General features: G+C 41.8%; 16 protein-coding genes. 9 read left to right on the forward strand and 7 right to left on the reverse strand.

Annotated elements, in window-relative coordinates:
- Window positions 1-4 precede the first annotated feature (4 nt).
- From proB to carA, 8 genes are all read left to right on the forward strand, one after another.
- Window positions 5-1,093, forward strand: a complete 1,089-nt coding sequence (gene proB / locus DDZ16_RS01490) for a glutamate 5-kinase (RefSeq protein WP_232526522.1) — start codon at window positions 5-7, stop codon at window positions 1,091-1,093.
- 46 nt (window positions 1,094-1,139) lie between these two features.
- Window positions 1,140-2,387, forward strand: coding sequence for a glutamate-5-semialdehyde dehydrogenase (locus DDZ16_RS01495; protein ID WP_109262644.1), 1,248 nt, complete (start codon window positions 1,140-1,142; stop codon window positions 2,385-2,387).
- Between the two features lie 63 nt (window positions 2,388-2,450).
- Window positions 2,451-3,398 (forward strand): N-acetylornithine carbamoyltransferase, encoded by a 948-nt coding sequence (locus DDZ16_RS01500; protein WP_109262645.1) that lies wholly within the window; start codon window positions 2,451-2,453, stop codon window positions 3,396-3,398.
- A gap of 38 nt (window positions 3,399-3,436) precedes the next feature.
- Window positions 3,437-4,213, forward strand: coding sequence for an acetylglutamate kinase (gene argB / locus DDZ16_RS01505; RefSeq protein ID WP_109262646.1), 777 nt, complete (start codon window positions 3,437-3,439; stop codon window positions 4,211-4,213).
- Between the two features lie 243 nt (window positions 4,214-4,456).
- Entirely contained in the window at window positions 4,457-5,527 is a 1,071-nt protein-coding gene (locus DDZ16_RS01510; protein WP_109262647.1) for a M20 family metallo-hydrolase, read from the forward strand.
- Between the two features lie 325 nt (window positions 5,528-5,852).
- Complete coding sequence (gene argH, locus DDZ16_RS01515; protein ID WP_109262648.1) at window positions 5,853-7,187, forward strand: argininosuccinate lyase; 1,335 nt, start codon at window positions 5,853-5,855, stop codon at window positions 7,185-7,187.
- Between the two features lie 20 nt (window positions 7,188-7,207).
- The gene (locus DDZ16_RS01520; RefSeq protein ID WP_109262649.1) at window positions 7,208-8,551 is read left to right on the forward strand and encodes a citrate synthase; all 1,344 of its coding nucleotides are present in this window, start codon (window positions 7,208-7,210) and stop codon (window positions 8,549-8,551) included.
- Window positions 8,552-8,753: 202 nt separating this feature from the next.
- Window positions 8,754-9,842, forward strand: a complete 1,089-nt coding sequence (gene carA / locus DDZ16_RS01525) for a glutamine-hydrolyzing carbamoyl-phosphate synthase small subunit (protein ID WP_109262650.1) — start codon at window positions 8,754-8,756, stop codon at window positions 9,840-9,842.
- A gap of 224 nt (window positions 9,843-10,066) precedes the next feature.
- On the opposite strand, the gene DDZ16_RS20835 is transcribed toward carA, so the two are convergent.
- From DDZ16_RS20835 to DDZ16_RS01555, 7 genes are all read right to left on the reverse strand, one after another.
- Window positions 10,067-10,207 (reverse strand): hypothetical protein, encoded by a 141-nt coding sequence (locus DDZ16_RS20835; RefSeq protein ID WP_198416658.1) that lies wholly within the window; start codon window positions 10,205-10,207, stop codon window positions 10,067-10,069.
- 26 nt (window positions 10,208-10,233) lie between these two features.
- On the reverse strand, window positions 10,234-11,367 hold the full coding sequence (gene cydB / locus DDZ16_RS01530; protein ID WP_109262651.1) for a cytochrome d ubiquinol oxidase subunit II: 1,134 nt from the start codon (window positions 11,365-11,367) through the stop codon (window positions 10,234-10,236).
- The gene (locus DDZ16_RS01535; RefSeq protein WP_109262652.1) at window positions 11,360-12,973 is read right to left on the reverse strand and encodes a cytochrome ubiquinol oxidase subunit I; all 1,614 of its coding nucleotides are present in this window, start codon (window positions 12,971-12,973) and stop codon (window positions 11,360-11,362) included. The genes cydB and DDZ16_RS01535 overlap by 8 nt, the downstream gene beginning before the upstream one ends.
- A 50-nt stretch (window positions 12,974-13,023) precedes the next feature.
- Complete coding sequence (locus tag DDZ16_RS01540) at window positions 13,024-13,242, reverse strand: DUF4492 domain-containing protein (protein ID WP_109262653.1); 219 nt, start codon at window positions 13,240-13,242, stop codon at window positions 13,024-13,026.
- A 150-nt stretch (window positions 13,243-13,392) separates the two neighbouring features.
- Window positions 13,393-14,151, reverse strand: coding sequence for a LytR/AlgR family response regulator transcription factor (locus DDZ16_RS01545; protein ID WP_109262654.1), 759 nt, complete (start codon window positions 14,149-14,151; stop codon window positions 13,393-13,395).
- A gap of 2 nt (window positions 14,152-14,153) precedes the next feature.
- The gene (locus tag DDZ16_RS01550; protein WP_198416659.1) at window positions 14,154-15,224 is read right to left on the reverse strand and encodes a sensor histidine kinase; all 1,071 of its coding nucleotides are present in this window, start codon (window positions 15,222-15,224) and stop codon (window positions 14,154-14,156) included.
- Between the two features lie 11 nt (window positions 15,225-15,235).
- A complete protein-coding gene (locus DDZ16_RS01555) occupies window positions 15,236-15,952 on the reverse strand; it encodes a LiaF transmembrane domain-containing protein (protein WP_109262655.1) in 717 nt (238 codons plus the stop codon).
- Between the two features lie 410 nt (window positions 15,953-16,362).
- On the opposite strand from DDZ16_RS01555, the gene gltB reads away from it, so the two are divergent.
- Window positions 16,363-20,883: a glutamate synthase large subunit gene (gene gltB / locus DDZ16_RS01560; RefSeq protein WP_109262656.1), complete on the forward strand. Its 4,521-nt coding sequence runs from the start codon at window positions 16,363-16,365 to the stop codon at window positions 20,881-20,883.
- Window positions 20,884-20,928 lie beyond the last annotated feature (45 nt).

Below are 20,928 nucleotides of genomic sequence, written 5' to 3' on the forward strand. Positions count from 1 at the left end.
GAGCTTGTATTACAATTCAGTTACGATAAAGGTGGGATCCAATGTGTTGACACAATCTAATGGTATGTTGGATTATCAACGAATTGAGCACCTGGCTGCCCAAATCTCCGACTTGCACAAACACGGTACACGTGTTATCTTAGTCTCTTCCGGAGCAGTTGCTGCGGGGAGGAGTATGGTCCAATCCAATGGAACTAAGGATCCGGTTTCTCAGAGGCAATTGCTTTCGTCAGTAGGGCAGGTGAAATTGGTAAATCTTTACTCTCAGTTATTTGAAGATCATAATTTAACCTGTGCTCAGGTTTTGGTCACAAAGCAGGATTTCAGTACAAGGGAGCATTACCTTAATATGAAAAACTGTCTGTCGGTTTTGCTGGATAATGGCATTGTTCCTATTGTTAACGAAAATGATGCGGTCTCTGTTACAGCTCTGATGTTCACAGATAATGATGAGCTGGCAGGATTACTTTCATCGATGATGAATACGGATGCCCTTTTTGTGTTGAGTAATGTGGATGGTATTTATACCGGAATGCCAGGCGACGAAGGAGCTGAATTAGTTCCGCTCATACGCGAAGGCAGGGAGGATTTAAGTTCATTTATCTCCACCACTAAAAGTGACTTTGGTAGAGGAGGGATGCTTACAAAATGCCGGATAGCTCAAAAAACTGCAGCTTCCGGAATAAATGTGCACATTGCAAACGGCACCCGGGATAACATTATTCTGGACCTTGCTACTAGTCCGGAAAGTGTCCAGCATACCCGGTTTGAAGCGAATAGCCCCAGACCCGCCATTAAAAAATGGATGGCTTATGCCGAAGGGTTTGCCAAAGCTGAGATTGTAGTCAACCAGGGAGCCCGATCGGCACTCACTGGTCCCAAAGCAAGGAGTGTGCTGCTTGCAGGAGTGGTCTCTTTTCTGGGTGATTTCAAAAAAGGAGATCTTCTGAGAATTAGAGATGAAGAAGGCGTTCTGATAGGCATTGGCAGGGCTCAGTATGAAAAAGCTTTAGCAGAAAGACATTTGGAAGATGACAAGTACCGTCCTCTGGTTCATTACGACTATTTGTTTATTTTCCCGGATGTACATTAAATCCTTCGTTCGAAATTGTTTTATGATGATTTGAAAATTAACCGATATGACCAATCTTGACCAATTTAAACAAGCTAAGGAGGCAGCACAGATAATGGTTCGTCTTAAAGATGAGCAAATCAGGGAAGTGTTGACGGATTTGGCTGATACAATGGAAGCGCGTACTGCTTTGCTGTTGAGTGCAAATAAAAAAGACCTGGAGAGAATGGATGAGTCGGATCCCAGATACGACCGCTTGATGCTCACCGCTGAAAGAGTTGAAGGTATTGCCACGGACATGAGGGCTGTAGCCAATATGGAGACTCCTTTGGGTGAGGTTTTGGATGAGCGCGAAATGCCTTCCAGGCTTCACTTGAAGAAAGTTACCGTACCTATTGGGGTGGTGGGAGTAATTTATGAAGCTCGACCGAATGTAACATTTGACGTGTTTTCCCTTTGTTTCAAATCAGGCAATGTTTGTGTGCTAAAAGGCGGACAGGATGCCTGGCACTCTAATCTTGCAGGAGTGGGCATTATTCGGGAATGTTTGGCTTCACATGCCATTTCTTCTGAAGTGGTCCAACTGCTCCCGCCAGACCGCGAAGCAGCCAAAGATTTGATGCAGGCCGACGGCTACGTTGATATGCTTATTCCTCGTGGTTCTCAGGGTTTGATCAACTCTGTCAGAGAAGAATCTAAGATTCCGGTTATTGAAACCGGTGCCGGAATTGTGCATACTTACTTTGATGTTTCCGGAGATTTGGAGAAAGGAAAACGGGTTGTGTTTAATGCCAAAACCCGTCGCCCAAGTGTTTGTAATGCTCTGGACTGTCTTGTTATACATGCTGAACGATTGAGTGACTTGCCTGAAATGCTTGCTGCCATGGCTGTAAAAGATGTGGTGGTGGAAGCTGATGAAATGTCATACAGTCAATTAAAAGGGCATTATCCCGACCAACTGCTGGAGAGGGCCAATGAAGAGTCATTCGGGACGGAATTCCTGGGGTTTCGGATGGCAGTAAAAACAGTAAAGAGTTTTGATGAGGCTATTGCGCATGTCACCACCTTTAGTTCGAAGCACAGCGAAGCTATAATTGCTGAGGATGAAGCAACAATTGCCCGCTATTTTAATGAAGTAGACGCAGCAGCTGTTTATGCCAATACATCTACCGCTTTCACAGATGGAGCTCAGTTTGGTTTAGGGGCTGAGATTGGAATTAGTACTCAAAAACTGCATGCACGTGGCCCGATGAGCTTAAAGGAGTTGACAAGCTACAAATGGCTCATAGATAGCGATGGAGTAACACGCCCTTAGCGCTTTTATACATTCAGCTAGCGCTTTATTTTTCTCAACCCGGCCTTTTAAAAAACTTTAAGTATGAAAAGATTTCTCACACCCTCAGATATTGGCGATCTCGAACAAGCATTGAAAGATGCTGCCGAAGTAAAAAAAGACCCTTACGGTCATCAATATCTTGGTAAAAACAAAACGGCTGTTCTTATTTTCTTTAATTCCAGCCTGAGAACCCGCTTAAGTACCCAAAAAGCGGCGGCCAACCTCGGGATGAATGTTATTGTGCTCGACATTAATAAGGATGGCTGGCAACTTGAGACTGAATTCGGAGTTGTAATGGATGGTGATAAGCCCGAGCATATTCGTGAAGCAGTTCCTGTGATTGGACAATATTGCGACATTATTGCGGTTCGTTCCTTTGCTAAGTTTGAAGACAAAGAGGAGGATTACAGCGAACGTTTGCTGAATCAGTTTATTCAGTTTTCCGGAAAGCCTGTTATCAGTATGGAATCTGCAACAAGGCATCCTTTGCAGGCTTTTGCTGATTTGGTAACTATAGAAGAGCATCGCAAAGTGAAGCGGCCCAAGGTGGTTCTTACCTGGGCGCCCCACCCCAAAGCATTGCCCCAGGCAGTTCCCAATTCATTTGTGGAATGGATGAAAGAAGCCGATGTGGATTTGACAGTGACTCATCCTGAGGGATATGAGCTGGCTCCCGAGTTTATGGAGGGCGTTCATGTTGAATACGATCAGAAAAAGGCATTCGAAGGAGCCGATTTTATATATGCTAAAAGCTGGGCCAGTTTCTCTGAATATGGGAAGGTGCTGTCAACCGATCGCAGCTGGACTGTTGATGAGGAAAAAATGGCTTTGACCAATGATGCCAAATTTATGCATTGCCTGCCGGTAAGGCGCAATATGGTTGTAAGCGATGGTGTTATAGACAGTCCGAATTCAATTGTGATCGAGGAAGCTGCTAATCGTGTGGTTAGCGCCCAGGCTGTTCTTAAGCGTATGCTGGAAAACTTATAATTGAAAATGATTGCCTGTAAGGGGTAAAAAAGATTTACATGGACCAACAACTGACTATAGTAAAAGTAGGTGGCAAGGTTTTGGAGAACCGCGAAACGTTGAGTGTTTTTCTGGATGATTTTACGGCTTTACCGGGAGCCAAAATTTTGGTACATGGAGGGGGGCGTTCAGCCACAACCATGGCTCAGCGTTTGGGGCTTGAAACCAGAATGGTTGAAGGAAGAAGGATTACAGATGCCGGGATGTTGGAGGTCGTTACAATGGTCTATGGAGGGCTGGTTAATAAAAACGTAGTGGCAGGCCTTCAAGCCAGAGGAGTTAATGCTTTTGGCGTAACAGGTGCTGATTTTAACCTGATTAAAGCGCATAAAAGAACTGGTGCTGAAATCGATTATGGCTTTGTAGGTGATGTGGACGAAGTGAATCCGGAATCTTTGGCAGGTCTCGTTAAGCAGGAAATTGTTCCTGTTGTTGCTCCTCTTACACATGATGGAAGTGGTAATCTTTTAAACACAAATGCTGATACCATTGCCTCCTCACTCGCTGTTAGTTTTGCGCAAAGCTTTGATACTAGTTTGGTTTATTGCTTTGAAAAGCCAGGCGTTCTGATTAATCCTGAAGACGACAATACGCTTATTCCTTATTTAAATCGTGAATTATTTGATATGTACCGGGAGGAAGGCATAATTGCTGAAGGAATGGTTCCTAAGCTGGAGAATGGGTTCAACTCTCTTGCCAATGGTGTGCTGGAGGTTGTTATTACTAATATTGAAGGGCTTTCAATTCCCGGTAGAGGCACAACTCTGGGTGAGTAATGCTGATTGCTGCGTCTGCATTTTGCTTGTTCCGGTTTCATTTTCGTAATTTAAATATTTCGGCTTTAACCTCTTTGCACTCAGAAATTATTCTGTTGAAATGAATGTTGTTTTTGAGTGCAAAACGATGTAAAGAGCATGAATTAAGTACATCGTGAGTTTCATTCGGTCAATGGATTAACCAAATATTGATCGAATGAAGAAAACGTATCTCCCGTCATAAATTAACTAAAAATGTTTCTAATGAATCAACATTCTTATATCTCCGACTCTATTGAACTGCTCAAAAGTATGATTGACATTCAATCATTTAGTCGTGAAGAAAAGGATGTTGCTGATTTTATTGAACAATTTCTGAAAATAAGAGGACTCTCCCCCCGACGAAAGGGCAATAACATTTGGGTGATTTCAAAGCATTATTCACAGGATAAACCTACTGTATTATTAAACTCCCACATAGACACTGTTCGCCCTTCTTCCGGTTGGACTTATTCACCAACCAGGTCAACTATTGAGAGTGACAGAATTTATGGTTTGGGGAGCAATGATGCAGGGGCATCGGTTGTCTCTTTGTTGGCCCTGTTTAGAATTCTTGAAGAAGAAGAGCAGCCCTGTAATTTTATTTTCTCTGCTACTGCCGAAGAGGAGATTTCAGGAGATGGTGGTGTGGCCTCTATTCTTGATGAACTTTCACCTGTTGATTTGGGTGTTGTTGGGGAGCCCACCCGTATGCAGATGGCAGTGGCTGAAAAGGGGTTGATGGTCCTCGATGGGGAGGTGATGGGTAAAAGCGGTCACGCAGCCCGCAATGAAGGGATAAATGCTATTTATCAGGCGTTGTCTGTCATTGATTGGTTTAAAAACTTTGAATTTTCCAAAAAGTCCGATTTTCTGGGTGATGTTAAAATGACTGTCACCGGTATTGAAGCCGGCTCACAGCATAATGTTGTTCCCGACTCCTGCAAATTTATGGTGGATATACGGGTTAATGAACATTATCAAAACCGGGAGCTGTTTGAATTGATTCAGCAGCAGGTGAGTTGCGAATTGACGGCCCGCTCATTCAGGCTTAACAGCTCTTTCATTCCCGTCGATCATCCTTTAGTTAAACGAGGAGAGGAATTGGGGTTGGAGAAATATGGTTCACCTACCACTTCAGATCAGGCACGAATGCCATTTCCTACAATAAAGATAGGACCGGGAGATTCGGCGCGATCGCATACTCCAAATGAGTATATTATAGTTTCAGAAATAATTGAAGGCGTTCAAATTTACAAGGGATTACTTGAAGGATTGCATATTAATTCAAAGTGAATTTTTTTGTAATAAATGACTTTTGACAGATAAAATTTATTTTTTAGCTGTGATTTCTAAAATAATCGGTTATTTTTGTGATGCTTTCTAGAAAATGATGACATTTTGGAGAAAAAATGTAATATTTTTTTCCATGATTTGAAAGTGAATATTATTCATTCTAACCTACTGGTGAAAAGTAAGGAGCGTAAAAAATATCACCGGTAATTTTGCTTTCACCACATATTGTTCAACTTTCTTATATTAGGCTGAACGTAAGACTTTCCACGCAGTGGAGGAGGGTAAAAGGAATTCTGTCTTTTTTTGAAAAAAATGAATATACGATATGAAGCTTTGGGACAAAGGAACCAGTACCGACAAAAAGATTGAATCTTTTACAGTAGGCAAAGACAGGGAGCTCGATTTGTTTCTGGCCCCTTTTGATGTTGTTGGCACCATGGCTCATACCCGCATGCTGGCAAGTGTCGGGCTTTTATCCGATAAGGATCTTGGTCTGTTATTGCCCGCCTTAAAAGATCTGTATAAAAATACGCAGGAAGGTGATTTTCAGATCGAGGAGGGTGTTGAAGATGTGCATTCACAGGTTGAAATGGAGCTTACCCGGAAGTTGGGCGATGTTGGCAAGAAGGTTCACAGCGGTCGTTCAAGGAATGATCAGGTCTTGTTGGATCTTAAGCTTTTTACCCGTGACAGACTTATGCAGGTCACTCAATCTGTTGAACAACTGTTCGCTGTTCTACAAAAAAGAAGTGAGGAGCATAAAAATGATCTGTTGCCCGGGTATACGCATCTGCAGGTGGCTATGCCTTCATCATTCGGATTGTGGTTTGGTGCTTATGCCGAGAGCCTGGTGGATGATATGCATTTGATGTTGGGTGCCTGGAAAATTACCAATCAAAATCCTTTAGGGGCTGCTGCAGGTTATGGAAACTCTTTTCCTCTCGATCGAAGATTAACCACGGAGTTGTTGGGTTTTGATGATTTGAGCTATAATGTTGTTTATGCTCAAATGGGGAGAGGTAAGATGGAGCGTTCTGTTGCAATGGCACTTTCTTCTGTGGCTTCAACTTTATCACGTTTAGCCGTTGATGCTTGTTTGTATATGAGTCAAAACTTTGGGTTCATTAAGCTCCCTGATGAATTCACCACTGGTTCAAGCATTATGCCCCATAAAAAGAATCCCGATGTTTTTGAACTTCTCAGGGCTCGTTGCAACCGGTTGATTGATGTACCTCAGCAAATAGCTATGATAACCGGGAATTTGCCTTCAGGATATTTCAGGGATTTGCAGCTAATCAAGGAAATATTTATACCGGCTTTTGACGAAATATTAAGCTGTTTGGAGTTGATGACTCTTGCAGTTGAGAAAATGGATGTTGTTTCGGAGATAATGAACAACGAACTTTACAAATATGCCTTTAGTGTGGAAGAAGTAAACCGCCGGGTTTTAAAGGGAGTGCCATTTAGAGATGCTTACAAACAGGTGGGACTGGAAATTGAGAAAGGCAAGTTCTCGCCTAATACTTCGGGTGTTCAGCATACTCATGAGGGGAGTATCGGAAACCTTTGTAACGCTGAAATAAAAAAGAAAATGCAGGATGTTATTGGGCAATTTTCTTTTGACAGGGTGCGCGATGCGATAGGGAATATTATTACTTAACTAACCAAAAAACTGTGTATATGGTCTTTTTGAATGAAATAGCAAAATCTGCAGTTCAGTCATGTGAGATTGATAAGGACTTGTATGTAAAGTACAATGTGAAGCGGGGACTGCGAAATGCCGATTTTTCAGGAGTCCTGGTTGGACTTACCAATATTGGTGATGTTGTTGGTTACAACAAAGATGATGAAGGAAATATAATTCCGGATCATGGTCAGTTATTTTACAGGGGTGTCGAACTGAAGGATCTTTGCCGTGGATTTCAGAGTGAGGGGCGGCATGGTTTTGAGGAAGCAGCTTATTTATTGCTATCAGGTAAATTACCCGATAAAACCCATCTTGAGATATTTTCAAAGCAATTGGCTGAAGAACGTGAGCTTCCGGATTTTTTCTCAAAAAATATGATTTTGTCATTGCGGGGCAGATGTGTGATGAACATGTTGGCAAGGTCTGTTTTGGGGCTCTATACTGCAGATGATGAAGCGGAAAATTATGCTCCGGAGAATTTGCTAAAGCAATCAATGAGTTTGATTGCCAAATTTCCGGTTATTGTTGCATATGCTTATTTTGGAATGCGCCACAGTTACCAGCGTAAGTCTCTTATTATTCGCCACCCCCAACCTGAGTTAAGTGCTGCTGAGAACTTCCTTTATATGCTCAAAGGTAAAAATTATACCAGGCTGGAAGCTGACTTGCTGGATCTTTCCCTGGTACTGCATGCCGAGCATGGTGGCGGTAACAATTCATCTTTTACAACACGTGTGGTAAGTTCGGCACAGACAGATACTTATTCGGCTATTGCTGCGGCTCTTGGGTCACTGAAGGGAGGTCTCCATGGTGGTGCCAACCTGAAAGTCATCAACATGATGAATAACATTAAGCAGAATGTTAAAAACTGGGAAGATGAAGATGAGGTGGCTGCTTACCTTGAAAAAATTCTGCATAAAAAGGCCAATGACGGGACCGGGAAAATTTACGGGATTGGTCATGCCATCTATACGTTATCCGATCCCCGTGCAGTCCTGCTGAAAGAAAAAGCAAAAGATCTTGCCAAAGAAAAAAATCGTCTGGACGAGTTTAATTTGTATGCCATGATTGAGCGGCTGGCTCCTGAGGTTTTCTATAAATTTAAAGGGACCAATTCCAAAGTGGTTTGTGCCAATGTCGATTTTTATTCAGGATTTGTTTATCAGAGTCTGGAGATTCCTGAGGAACTTTACACCCCTATTTTTGCAGTAGCACGTATTGCAGGATGGTGTGCACACCGCATTGAGGAAGTCACTTGTTCGAGTCGTCGGATTATCAGGCCTGCCTACAAAGCAGTGTATCCCAGACTTGAATATACACCCATTGATAAACGTTAAAACTGAATATTTATTCTGAATTTTGATGGGTCTGTAATAAATATTCAGATAATCTTATGTGAGGTGTGATTTTATGCAAAATAATTGCTAATTTTGCAACCTGACAGAACCCATACAATATGCATTTACCAAGGTGAATTGACCGGTAAATGCATTTTTTACGGGAAAAAAGAGCGTTGGATTTTTAACGAAGATTGTTAGTATGCCTGATTTTAAGCCAATTAAGCTGGTTCTGGAAGACGGGACTGTTTTTAAAGGAAAATCCTTTGGTTACCATAAGTCGGTGGCCGGAGAAGTTGTTTTCAACACTGCCATGACGGGATATCCTGAAAGTTTGACCGATCCATCCTACGAAGGTCAGATTCTAGTATCCACTTACCCCCTTGTTGGTAATTACGGAGTGCCACATGACGATAAGGAGAATGGTATACCCAAGTTTTATGAGTCGGACCGGATTCATGTTTCCGGATTCGTGATTTCTGATTACTCTTTTGATTACAGCCACTGGAATGCCAGAGGGAGCCTTGGTGATTGGTTGGAGCAAAACGAGGTGCCGGGTATTTTTGGTATTGACACCAGAGCTTTGACAAAGATTCTGCGTGAAAAAGGAACCATGTTGGGAAAAATTGAGGTTGATGAAGATGACATTGATTTTTACGATCCTAATAAAGAAAATCTTGTTGCAAAAGTCAGTACCAATGAAAAAATCACCTACGGCAACGGGAAGCATAAAATTGGACTGGTAGACACAGGTGGTAAGTACAATATTGTTCGTTGTTTGCTTAAGCGCGATACCACGGTTACAATGGTGCCCTGGGATTATGATTTTAACAATGACGATTTTGATGGAATTATGCTGGCTAACGGACCCGGTGATCCTCAAATGTGTCAGGCAACCATAAAGAATATTAGTAAGGCATTAAATGGTAATAAACCTATTTTTGGTATCTGCCTTGGAAATCAGTTACTGGGAACTGCTGCCGGAGGATCCACACATAAACTCAAATACGGACACCGTGCGCACAACCACCCGGTAATAAAAGTTGGAACCGGAACTTGTTATATCACTAGTCAGAATCATGGTTATGTGTTGGATACGGATTCATTGAGCGACGAGTGGGAACCACTTTTTGTGAATATCAATGATGATACCAACGAAGGAATCCGCCATAAAACCAAACCTTTCTTTTCCACTCAGTTTCATCCTGAAGCTTCCAGTGGGCCTACCGATACGGAGTTTCTTTTTGATGAGTTTGTAGATTTGATTAAGGCATCAAAAGGAGAGAAATAATATTCTACAGAACCAAATATAAAGCCCCGGGAATAGATCTTCCCGGGGCTTTTTCATTGTTTCCCCCGGTTTCTGAAGCGATTTTGAGTTAAAAAAAACCAGAGGTTTTTAGTTTCCTCTGGTTTTGGGGTAATATATCATTTTTCCAGATGATTTATGGATGGCTTTAATTGAAAACCATCATATATCATAAGAATTGTAATTGCCTCCTGCGTTATTCTTGTTTAGGAGGCTGTTTCTTCCGATTCGGTTTTTTCTTTCCATTTTTTGTCAAAAACCTTGATAGCATAAACCGAAGCCAGGTAACCAATAGCAACAGTTGCCAGCCATGAAAGATAGCCTAATATTGCGCCAAAATAACTCATGATATTTATCGTCTTTAAGTCGTTTTTTAATAAAAGTGGGCTTCCCCCGATTTTAGTTCGTCTTTTGTTATTTTCTTTTTGTTTATAGCCCGCCATGTAAACCAAATATAAGCTATAACAAAGGGTACAAAAAGTGAAACATAACTCATTACAGTCAGTGTAAAATGGCTGGATGAAGCTTTCATTATCGTCAATGAACTTTGGATGTCATAGGTTGAAGGATAAAATGCAGTGTTGTTAAAGCCTGCAAGCAGAAAAAGGGAAAATACAGCCAGGAATGTTCCAGAACCTGTAAACCATATACCGCCGTTGCTATTCTTGAAAAGGCTTATTGCAATGCCGTACAAGACCAGCAGCACTGCTGAAAGAAATATAACCAAAACCAAAGGCATCTCAATCAGGTTGTTGAAGTATTTGTTAGCCTCCATAAATACTTTTCCGGTTTCAGAATTAACTGCAAATCCATCTCTCAGCATTAGCCAAATCACGAAAGTCAGGAAAAATACCAGGAATGGGATGGCGTTGTACCATAGTTGTTTTCTGATTCGTTGACTGATATTTTCGTCTTCAATGGTATTTTGAAAATATAACAGCCCCAGCGTTCTTGCCAAAAAGAAGACGGCTATTCCCAAGCTCAGATTGTGAAGGCTGAATAAGAGTTCAATACCCCTCAGTGGCGACTGCCAGCGTGTCTCATTCATATCTGTAAGAGAAAACTGTGACCCTGTGAAAAAGCTGGCTATAACCACCCCTATTAATATTGTTCCAATAAAACCGTTGAAGAACAAAAATGATTCATAGGTGCGCGCCCCAAAAACATTGCCGGGTCGGGATCTAAACTCATAGGAAACCGCTTGCAGGATGAATGCAAAAAGCAGTATCATCCATCCCCAGTAGGCACCTCCGAAACTAGTACTGTAAAAGAGTGGGAAAGAGGCAAAAAAAGCTCCGCCAAAAGTGACCAGTGTGGTAAACGTAAATTCCCACTTTCGGCCCAGGGCATTGATTAGCATGGTGCGTTCATCTTTGTCTTTTCCTATCTGGTAAATCAGTGTTTGTCCGCCCTGAACAAACATCAGGAAAGCCAGCGTTGCGCCTAATATGGATATGATTATCCACCAGTATTGTTGAAGTGCCAGGTGTGATAGAGATTCAAACATTATTTGGGTCCTCCTTTTTTTGCGGTCCTACTTTAATTTGCTTTAACATGATTTTGATCTCGGCGATGAAAAGTCCGACAAAGGTGACGGCGAAAAGAATGAATGTTGTTAAAACCGAGCCGACATCGATGTGTGTGACTGCTTTCATGGTGGGCATTAAATCCTGAATGACCCAGGGCTGACGACCTACTTCGGCTACAATCCATCCGGCTTGGGAAGCAATGTAGGCCAAGGGGATAGTCCATACGCCTGCCCATAAAATCCATTTTTTATTATGAAGCTGGTCTTTCATTACTAAATAGAGAAAAACAACAAAAAGCAATAAAAAAAGGCCGCCTAACATTACCATAATGTGGAATGCATAGAATGTTAATGAAATTGGAGGAACCATTTTAAAGGCATTCTTTTCCAGTTTCTCGGGATCAGGATCATAAAAGTTCCCATATCCAAAGTATTGAACATTGTTATCGATAAAATCTTTATCTCGGAACTTTGCTTTCAAAGCTTCAGCTTCCGGTCCGTTAGGATCAGATTTCTGTGCTTCTTTAAGGGCAATAAGTGCTTTCTGTGCTTTATGGCCTCTCCTTATTTTTTCTGCATAAGAGAGAATTCCATGTTCCTTGTTACCCATAATCAGATCCTTCATTCCTGCAACAAAACTATCTGTGTTTCCATATGCAAGCCAGGAAAGCATCGAAGGAATTTCTATTTTAAAAAGGAAATCAGACTCTGTTTCAGGTGTAAGGTTCTCATTGTTGTATTCTGATCCCAGAACACCAACAGCAACCAGTGGAGCGTTGGTTTGACCTTCGTAGAGGGCCTCCATTGCAGCAAATTTCATGGGTTGTGTTTTGACAATTTCTTTGGCTGAACTGTCGCCGGTTCCTATTAACACTACAGAACTGATTAACCCAAAAACGGAGGCTATAACAATGCTTCTTTTGGAAAGTAATAACTCACGCTTCTTGATGAGATACCAACTGCTGATACCAATAACAAAAATTGCAGCAAGTACGAAACCGGAGGTGATGGTGTGAACAAATTTGTTAACGGCCGTTTCAGAAAGAAATACATCCCAGAAACTGATCATCTCATTCCTCGCCGTTTCGGGATTGAAAAATGTTCCAACAGGATTTTGCATCCAGGCATTGGCCACCAGAATCCATACTGCACTTAAACTGGCGCCAATGGCTGTAAGCCAGGTGGCTGTGAGGTGGAAGCGCTTGCTTACTTTGTCCCAGCCAAAAAACATGACTGCGATGAATGTACTTTCCAGAAAGAAGGCCATAATTCCCTCGATGGCCAGAGGAGCACCAAATATATCCCCGACAAACCAGGAATAATTACTCCAGTTGGTGCCAAACTCGAATTCCAGGATTATTCCTGTTGCCACTCCAATGGCAAAGTTTATCCCAAAAAGTTTCATCCAGAACTTAGTGATCCTTTTCCACTCGGGATCGCCTGTTTTGAAATACATGGTTTCCATGTAAGCAATAATGTAGGCCAGACCAAGTGTGAGAGGAACAAAGAGCCAGTGGAACATGGCTGTTAATGCAAACTGTCCTCTGGACCAGTCGACCAGTGCGAAATCAATGTTTTCCAGCATTTTTTTCTATTTTGTAGATTGGTTCGGTGTTTTGACTATTTTATGAATAATTAATTACCTGGTGTTGTAATGCTTTCAATTACATGCCTGGCTCTTTCTTCATCTGAGTTGAAATTGTTTTGCAATTGATCGGGGAAGAAAAAAAGGCGTAAAACTACAAACATGATAAAAAGCTTGATAAGAATTATTGCCCACATTGTGCGCCCCCATGGCGGGAGATTGCGGAATCCTGTAATGTAAAAATCTACTATTTTCCTTAGTTTTTCCATATCTCAAGCATGAATATAGCAATTTTTCATTAATGATAATAAACTGAACAAGTATAATGGGGTTGCTAAAATAATAAAATAAAAAGGAACTCAAATGCCTGAATGTGGAAAATACTGGCTTTCGGTAGGGGAGAAGAATTTAGTGATTGCTTAGAAATTGAGAGTTTCTTTTAGCTTTCTATATCCTGTTCTGCTGATTTTCAGACGTTGTCCTTCAGTCATTATGGCCACGTAGGTGTCCTTGTCATAAGGTTCAAGTCGTTCCACGAAGTTGACATTAACAATATACGACCGATGGATTCTGACAAAATTTCCCGGGTCGAGATGATTCTCATAATACCTCATTGTTTGGGATTTTAAGTGTCTGGATTTTTCTCCATAAATCATTACATAGTCTTCACTTGCTTCAATGAACCTGACTTTCCCGGTGGGAATAACATGCATCTTATTGCCTGTTTTTACAACAATTCGGTCAATGAAATCATTTGATGCATCCAGGCGGTTTTGAATGACTTCTTTGGTGTTTGTCTTGCTTCCGGAATGTAATTGATCCAGCACTTTTTCGATAGCCTTGTCGAAGCGTTCCTGTGAATAAGGTTTTAATAAGTAATCAACAGCACTCATCTCAAATGCTTTGAGTGCGTATTGATCATAGGCGGTTGAAAAAATCACGACCGGAACTTCATCAAGTACTTCAAGCAATTCCAATCCGGACACTTTCGGCATTTGAACATCTAAAAATAAAAGATCGGGGGTTTTTTCCTGAATAGCCTTGAGAGCTTCGAAACCATTAGAGCATTCTCCCACGACCTTTAAGGTGGAGTGCCTTTCCAGGAAAGAACGAATAACTTCTCTTGCCGGAGGTTCGTCGTCAACAATTAATACTGTAAATACTTTGTTTTGGGACATGGTTAATGAGTCTTTGGTAATATGAATGAAACTTCGAAGTAATCTTCTTCTTTAGATATGGATATTAAATCTTTTCGGTTGTAAAAAAGATATAACTTATTCCGAATATTTTCAAGTCCTACACCTTCGCCTTTTTGCCGGGTGCTGTCCGGGTCGAAGTTGTTTACTATTGACAAGCGCAGTCCATTTTGATAAATCCGGCAGGTAGTTTGTATGGTGACAGGTTCAATGCTTTCGTACAGGCCGTGTTTTATCGCATTCTCGTAAACAGGCTGCAGTAGCATTGCCGGTACGGGCATGTTCAGGCATTCTTCAGGAATGTCAAATTTTGATATTAGCCGTTCTCCAAAACGTACCTTTTCTATATCCAGGTAGCGTTTCATGTTTGTTATTTCATCATTAAGGGGCAAAAATGATTGGTGATTTCTCCTTAAGGAGTAGCGAAGGAAATCTGAAAGTTGGGTGAGCATTTGCCTTGCTGCTTCAGGTTTAGAGATGGTAAGTGAACTTATTGAATTCAAGCTGTTGAATAGAAAGTGTGGATTAAGTTGAGCCTTCAAGGCTTTAAGTTCAGCTTCCTTAACCATCTTTTTGAGTTGTTCTTCTCTCCGGGATTTTTCTTCAAGGTTTTGGTAAAAACTAATGAAATGGTACATGAAAATCAAAAGAAGCAGAAGGAGGCTTCCCAGAGCTGCTCTTACCGGAAGGCTTGATCTTGCAAAATCCATGTATTGAGGGTTGTTTTCAAATACCAGTTTTGCCAGAAAGAATGAAGACCCAAGCCAAATAATAAGTGTAAATAAACCAGTGATTGTATGGTGCAGTAAATGAATAATAAAAACTTTGTTGAGGCTTGACTGTCTTGTATTGTATTCTGAGTATGTTAAAGGGAAATAAAGAGCCAACCCAATAATCATTAATATGAAATTGTAAATAAAGGCATCAATAATGGCCTCATTGAAAGGTAGTAAGTTTTGGTGAGTCAGAAAAATGGTATGCACTAAAAATAAAGTGCACCATCCTGCCAGGAATGCATATAATAATTTTTTCTGAACCAGTATTGGATGGAGCATGTTGGTTTGACCTAAAAATTAGAGATTTCACCGCCACCAAAGATGGTTACCCCTTTAAGGGTGAGGGTTGGTTTTGAGGTGTTTTCTTCTTCCATGTAAACTCTTTTGTCAGCAAAACCTCCCAAAATACTTACTACCTTTATCTTTACATTCCAGTCGCGGGGAACGACCAGCTTAGTGCCGCCAAAAATGTTGGCTAATTCAATGTTGGCGCCTTCGGGAGCCAACTTTGAATTGTTAAAGTAAAGCTCTGTGCCACCAAAAATTGAAGTAATTTCTCCTCCTTTAAAGTTTTGAGATTCAATTCTCTTCATGTTGCCGCTAAAAATGGCCACCTCTTCAATGACATCGTCATCCTGAGCTTTGGGGCCTGAAGAAGAAATGCTTCTTCGCTTTTGATTTGTATAAAGGAAGAGGAGGCCGGCCAGTATGAGTAAGATAGGCCAGAAATTCCAAACTTCTTCTGTTTGTACATTGGGAAATACATCAGGAAAGACAAAAAACAGCCAGATTGTTCCAAAAACAAAGGCGGGAACAAATTTCTTTTTGACTACATTGACAAAAGCAAAAACCAGGAATATGGTTGGCCACCGGGCGATAATATCCCATAATTCCGGAGGAATCATGCCGAGGTTTCCTGCAAGGAAGATGACTCCTGCAATAACCAATGTAATGCCAACAAGCGAATGATGGTGTCTGTGCTTTTTTATTTCCTGATTTCGATCCATGATGTAATAAATATTCGTTAAAAGGTATTTTTATGCAAACTTCAATTGTCTGTTTGGTTGATGTGATTGTACTCTTTTTTTATTGAAAACAAATGTAGTATCATTTTTAAATTCTCACAGGTTTAAATCGATAAGAGAAGGAAATTGGCCGATGAAATGCGATATGAAAACTTGTATGCAGGGTGCGTTAGTGTTAAATTCGCTTTTGGATTATTAAAAAACAATAACAAAAGGGGGTGGTTATATACATTTTTAGGCCTTAGATTTGATAAATGTAATGAAAAGCAGTATTTTTGCTTTCGGTTATTAAGTTTATGTGTCTGCCAATTCAAATAATGTAAGTTTTGGTTGGTCGGCAGGCGCTGAGGCCTACCATTATATGTATTATCTCCTTCAAAAATTAATTCAGTATGCAGCAACGTTTTCCCAAGGTTCAGGGGCTGTACGATCCGGCCAATGAGCACGACAATTGTGGAATAGGATTTGTCGCTCATATCAAGGGCCAACAGTCTAATGATATTGTGCGCAAGGGGTTGGAAGTTCTGGTGAACATGACCCACAGAGGGGCCGAAAGTGCCGACAATAAATCGGGTGACGGTGCCGGTATTCTGATGCAGGTTCCGCATGATTATTTTTCAACGTTTGATTTTGATTTGCCTGCAGCCGGCCATTACGGTACAGGTCTCATTTTCCTGCCGTCGGATCCTGAAGAAGCCAAAGCTTGTCTTGAGGTTTTTAATAAAAATATTGTCGCCGAAGGTCTTGATCTGATTGGATACCGCGATGTACCTGTTAATTCAGATGTGATTGGTGAAATTGCACGAAGCAGCGAGCCCGTTGTTCGTCAGGTTTTTGTGACCGGCGACCTGGAGGAACAAGATGCTCTGGAACGTAAACTGTTTCTTGTTAGAAAGCTGACCGAGAATGAAATTCGTGACTCTGAAATATCGGCACGGGAATGCTTCTACATCGTAAGTCTTTCTACAAAAATATTTATCTATAAAGGAATGCTTACCCCGGCTCAGTTGGGTGAGTACTTTGCTGATCTTCAAGATCCTCAAATTGCAAGTGCTATTGCGCTTGTACATTCTCGCTTTAGTACCAATACCTTTCCTACCTGGGACCTGGCGCAACCATTCAGGATTTTGGCACACAATGGTGAGATTAATACTATTCAGGGAAACCGTTTGTGGATGCAAGCCCGCGAAGGATTGCTGGAATCTGATATGTTTGGCGATGATCTGAAAAAGTTGTTTCCGATCATTGAAGGAGGTAAGAGTGACTCGGCATCTTTGGATAATGTCCTGGAGTTTCTGTTCCTGACAGGAAGAAGTTTGCCCCATGCGCTGACCATGCTGATTCCCGAATCATGGAACGACAAGAACCCTATTCCTCCCAGTCTTAAAGCTTATTACGAATACCATAGTACAATTATGGAACCCTGGGACGGGCCTGCCTCAATTGTATTCTCTGATGGTCGTTATATCGGTGGTACGCTTGACCGTAACGGGTTGCGTCCATCACGTTATGTTATTACTGATGATGACATGATTGTAATGGGATCAGAAGTTGGTGTTCAGACTTTCCCGGCTGAGAAAATTGTTGCTAAAGGGCGTTTAAAACCTGGAAAGCTGTTGTTGGTAGATACTCAATTGGGAATCATTATTCCCGACGAAGAAATAAAAGCTCAGTTATCGCGTCGTCACCCTTATGAAAACTGGTTGAATGAAAATCGCATCAGCCTTAGAGATATTGAGGTGCGTCAAAGAGTTTCCTCCGATTTGGGAGAAAAATACGATATGTATCTGAAGGCTTTTGGGTATAACAAAGAGGATTTTAATGCCATTATAAAACCAATGTCGGAGACCGGTGTTGAACCCATCGGGTCTATGGGTAATGATACTCCTATTTCCGCTCTTTCCGATAAGCCGCAAAGATTATTTACCTACTTTAGACAGCATTTTGCTCAGGTTACCAACCCGGCTATTGACCCGATAAGAGAAGGTTTGGTAATGGCATTGACCAATTATATCGGATCTGTATCCAAAAATATTCTTGTCGAAAGCTATGAGCATTGCCGTTCGATTAAGTTTACCAGTCCGCTGATTACCAATACGGACCTTGGTAAAATTAAGGACTTTAGAAGAGAAGAGTTTTCTCATGTGACTTTGCCCATGCTTTTTCCTGCTGACGGAGGGGGAGAAGGACTTGAAAAGGCAGTTGAGGAAATGTGTCAGGCTGCTGAAAAGGCTGTGGATGAGGGTAATAACTATATTATTCTCAGTGACCGTGGTGTAAGTCTCGAAAATGCTGCTATGCCTTCACTTTTGGCAACCGCTGCAGTGCATCACCACTTGATTAAGGCCAAAAAGCGGATGCAGGTCGGATTGATTGTTGAGACAGGTGAAGCCCGCGAAGTTATGCACTTTGCTCTGCTGCTTGGATACGGTGCCAGTGTTATTAATCCATATGTTTGCTTTGCAGGAATAAATGATCTGGTAGAAAAAGGTAAAATAGAAGGCTCTTACAGCGAGGCCCGTGAGAAATATATCAAAGCAGTGGACAAAGGCTTGATGAAAGTATTGTCCAAAATGGGTATTTCTACACTTCGAAGTTATCATGGTGCTCAGATATTCGAGGCCATTGGTGTCTCAAATGAAGTTGTTGAAAAATACTTTACCGGTACCGCTTCCAAAATTGGAGGAGTAGGCTTTGAGGAAATTGCCAAAGAGGCGATTCAATTCCATCAAAAAGCCTTTGACGAACTGTTGCCAGAGGGACCATTTGACACTGCTGGTGCATATGCCTACAGAAAGAATGGGGAAAAGCACGCCTGGAATCCTGAAACCATTGGATTGCTTCAATGGGCTACAGCCAGAAACGATTACGAAAAATACAAACAATACAGTCGTCATGTTGAGGATGACAACCGCAAGCCATTGTTTCTTCGCGGTTTCTTTAAGCCCAAGACGGGCAAGTCTATCAATATTAATGAGGTAGAGCCTGTAGAAGCAATTATGAAGCGCTTTGTAACAGGTGCTATGAGTTACGGGTCGATTTCTAAAGAAGCTCACGAGGCGCTGGCCCTGGCTATGAATAAAGTTGGTGGTAGAAGTAATACCGGTGAAGGTGGGGAAGACGCCAAACGTTTTAAATCACCAGCCCGCAGTTCAATTAAACAGGTAGCCAGTGGACGTTTTGGGGTGACCAATAATTACCTTGTTAATGCCGATGAGCTTCAGATTAAAGTAGCTCAGGGAGCCAAGCCGGGTGAGGGAGGACAGCTTCCCGGATATAAGGTCGACAAAGTGATTGCCAAACTGAGAAATTCTACTCCGGGAATTACATTGATCTCACCTCCACCCCACCACGATATCTATTCTATTGAGGATTTGGCACAGTTGATTTACGATCTGAAAAATGCCAATCCCAAAGCAAAAATCAGTGTTAAACTGGTATCCGAAGCAGGAGTTGGAACCGTAGCTGCCGGAGTGGCCAAAGCACATGCCGATTTGATTGTCATAAGTGGTACAGAAGGCGGTACAGGAGCAAGCCCTGCAAGCTCAATTAAGCATGCAGGATTGCCTGTGGAGCTTGGTCTCGCAGAAACACAACAAACCCTGGTGCTGAATAACCTTAGGGGGCGTGTTAAATTGCAAACCGATGGACAGCTGAAGACCGGACGTGATGTGATAAAAATGGCTCTTCTGGGAGCTGAAGAATATGGTTTTGCCACTTCAAGTCTGATTGTCTTAGGCTGTATTATGATGCGTAAATGCCATCTGAATACCTGTCCTGCCGGTATTGCAACTCAGGACGAAGGATTGAGAAAGCGTTTTATTGGAAAGCATGAATACCTGGTAAACTTCTTTAACTTCATTGCTCAGGAAGTTCGTGAAATCCTTGCAGAAATGGGATTCCGCTCACTGAATGAAGTTATCGGGCGCAGTGACCTTCTGGAACAGGATCCGGAAGTAAAAGGCTGGAAAACCAAGGGAATTGATCTTTCCGGATTGCTTCACTTCCCTGAAGAAGGACATAAGTATCCATTGCATAATACCATGGAGCAGGATCATAAAATTGATTCTGTGCTGGACCGTAAACTTATAGAAGAGGCACATCCTGCTCTTCAGAGTGGATCGAGAGTTTGGATGGCTTACCCTGTAAATAATGTTGACCGTACTGTTGGAGCTATGCTCTCGGGTGAAGTATCCAAAGTATACGGTGAGGAAGGCTTGCCTAAGAATACTATTAACTGTTCTTTTGCCGGTTCAGCCGGTCAAAGCTTCGGTGCATTCCTTGTGAATGGTGTAAGTTTCCGTCTTGAAGGTGATGCCAACGACTACTTAGGGAAAGGATTGTCTGGCGGTAAAATTGTTGTGGTTCCCCCAACAGGATATACATTTAAGGCTGAAGACAATATAATTATTGGGAATACTGTCCTTTATGGGGCTACAAGAGGAAACCTTTATGTTCATGGAATGGCCGGAGAGCGATTTGCTGTTAGGAATTCAGGTGCCAATGCGGTGGTCGAAGGTACCGGAGATCACTGTTGTGAGTACATGACCGGTGGACGTGTAGTAGTGATCGGACCAACCGGACGTAACTTTGCCGCAGGTATGAGTGGTGGTATAGCTTATGTGTTGGATGAAGCCGGAAACTTTGACTTTTATTGTAATAAAGGGCTGGTGGATTTATTGCCGGTTCAGGATCATGAAGACGTACAGGAGCTTCAGTTCTTGTTGCACAAGCATTTGCTGCACACCAATAGTTCGAAAGCGCGACAGGTTCTTGTGAACTGGGATAAGTATCTGCCAAAATTTGTGAAGGTAATTCCATTTGAATATAAGAAAGTGTTGGAGCAGAAGAAAGTAGAAGAGATGGAGAAAAAGCTACGCGAGACAGAGGATGCACCACACTTAAGAGAGTAGTAACCAGATTTCAAAAATTAGGAATACAGCGTTATTCAGGACAAA

The organism is Marinilabilia rubra, from assembly GCF_003121985.1.
Lineage (GTDB): Bacteria > Bacteroidota > Bacteroidia > Bacteroidales > Marinilabiliaceae > Marinilabilia > Marinilabilia rubra.

Coding starts and splice junctions, on each gene's coding strand:
- DDZ16_RS01495 (WP_109262644.1), top strand. CDS start 1,140: ATGACCAATCTTGACCAATTTAAACAAGCTAAGGAGGCAGCACAGATA.
- DDZ16_RS01500 (WP_109262645.1), top strand. CDS start 2,451: ATGAAAAGATTTCTCACACCCTCAGATATTGGCGATCTCGAACAAGCA.
- argB (WP_109262646.1), top strand. CDS start 3,437: ATGGACCAACAACTGACTATAGTAAAAGTAGGTGGCAAGGTTTTGGAG.
- DDZ16_RS01510 (WP_109262647.1), top strand. CDS start 4,457: ATGAATCAACATTCTTATATCTCCGACTCTATTGAACTGCTCAAAAGT.
- argH (WP_109262648.1), top strand. CDS start 5,853: ATGAAGCTTTGGGACAAAGGAACCAGTACCGACAAAAAGATTGAATCT.
- DDZ16_RS01520 (WP_109262649.1), top strand. CDS start 7,208: ATGGTCTTTTTGAATGAAATAGCAAAATCTGCAGTTCAGTCATGTGAG.
- carA (WP_109262650.1), top strand. CDS start 8,754: ATGCCTGATTTTAAGCCAATTAAGCTGGTTCTGGAAGACGGGACTGTT.
- DDZ16_RS20835 (WP_198416658.1), bottom strand. CDS start 10,207: ATGAGTTATTTTGGCGCAATATTAGGCTATCTTTCATGGCTGGCAACT.
- cydB (WP_109262651.1), bottom strand. CDS start 11,367: ATGTTTGAATCTCTATCACACCTGGCACTTCAACAATACTGGTGGATA.
- DDZ16_RS01535 (WP_109262652.1), bottom strand. CDS start 12,973: ATGCTGGAAAACATTGATTTCGCACTGGTCGACTGGTCCAGAGGACAG.
- DDZ16_RS01540 (WP_109262653.1), bottom strand. CDS start 13,242: ATGGAAAAACTAAGGAAAATAGTAGATTTTTACATTACAGGATTCCGC.
- DDZ16_RS01545 (WP_109262654.1), bottom strand. CDS start 14,151: ATGTCCCAAAACAAAGTATTTACAGTATTAATTGTTGACGACGAACCT.
- DDZ16_RS01550 (WP_198416659.1), bottom strand. CDS start 15,224: ATGCTCCATCCAATACTGGTTCAGAAAAAATTATTATATGCATTCCTG.
- DDZ16_RS01555 (WP_109262655.1), bottom strand. CDS start 15,952: ATGGATCGAAATCAGGAAATAAAAAAGCACAGACACCATCATTCGCTT.
- gltB (WP_109262656.1), top strand. CDS start 16,363: ATGCAGCAACGTTTTCCCAAGGTTCAGGGGCTGTACGATCCGGCCAAT.